Source organism: Frankia sp. CcWB2, from assembly GCF_977927585.1.
Genome location: NZ_CDWRCM010000085.1, coordinates 16,717 through 17,947, shown reverse-complemented (window position 1 = coordinate 17,947; position 1,231 = coordinate 16,717). Strand labels below are relative to the sequence as shown.

General features: G+C 68.7%; 1 protein-coding gene and 1 pseudogene. Both read left to right on the top strand.

Annotated features, from left to right (window positions below; translation table 11 throughout):
- Window positions 1-286: pseudogene (locus ACY45C_RS11100) on the top strand (hypothetical protein); the annotation flags it as partial.
- Window positions 283-1,231, top strand: a 949-nt coding sequence (gene cas7i / locus ACY45C_RS11095) for a type I-B CRISPR-associated protein Cas7/Cst2/DevR (RefSeq protein ID WP_462187535.1), incomplete at its 3' end; no start/stop codon positions are given. The pseudogene ACY45C_RS11100 and the gene cas7i, both read left to right, overlap by 4 nt.

The following is a 1,231-nucleotide window of genomic DNA, read 5'->3' as shown; positions in this document are numbered from 1 at the left end:
CCAGAAATGGCTGGAGACCAAGGCCGTGCGCCGTGCCCTGCGCCCGCCGGCCGCGGGAACCGCGAGCCCGCTGCTCACGACTACCCAGTTCCGGCTGCTGTTCGACCCGGACGGACAGGGCTGGATCTACCGGCGGCTGCTGCTCATCGCAGTCCTGAACGCGCTGCACGCACAGGGGTGGAGCCCGAAAGACGCGGCCGAGGCGCTGGCGGATCTACCCGAGGCGGAAGAAGAGATCAAGCTCGCCCGCGAGGACGACGAGTTCGTGGAAGGACTGGAGCGATGAGTTTCCTGGTTGGCAAGGTCGCGCTCGATATCAAGGCCGGCGCGCCGAACAACGGCCTTGCGGATGACAATGTCTCCCGGGTCAAGCAGCTCCGGGTCGGTCGGGACGTCTACCCCTACGTCTCCGCGCAGGCGTTCCGCCGCTGGTTGCGGGACTCCGTCCCGGCGCAGGAACCCCGATCCGGCGTCACCCGCAGCGGCGCCGGGAAGAACCAGCAAGCTCACACCGAGGGTCGCCCGGATCGCTATTTCGACGACGACCTGTTCGGCTACATGGTTGCCAAGAAGGGTAAGGAGGCGGCCCAGACCTGCCAGCGCGACACCGTGTTCGCCACCGGGACCCTGCTCTCCGTCGCCCCGCGCAGGCCAACCGAGGACTTCGGCACCATGAGCCGCGGCTTTCAGGCGGGGGAGAACCCGGTCCTGCACGGCCACGAGCTCTACAGCGCCGAACTCGGCGGCGACCTCCTGCTCGATCTGCCGCGAATCGGCACCTTCGAGACCGGTGGTTCCGGCCTGAAGATCGCGTTGACTGCCGAGGCGGCGAAGGATGCCGTGGCGAGTGGAGCCGACAGCCTCACCTTCCGTGGGTCGCCCGCCCTTCGGCTACCTCTACCCGAACGGCGCCGGCGGGCCGCCCTGCTGCTGCGGACCCTCACCGCCGTCCGCGGCGGAGCCAAGCAGTCGTTGCACTACGGGGACCGGGCACCGGCGTTCCTCCTGCTCGCAGCGATGAAGGGTGGGATCAACCCGTTTACCCGGATCCTCGGTCTCCGCGACGGCCGGGTCACTATCGATACCACGGTCCTGCGGGAGGAGATCGCCGCCTGGCGTGAGGAGCTCGACGGGCCTGTCTACCTCGGTTGGGCGCCGGGCTTTCTCGGTGATCAACGCGAGATCGCGCGCGGTGAGCTGGCCGCCGAGATCGAGTCCGGGCTGGTACAGG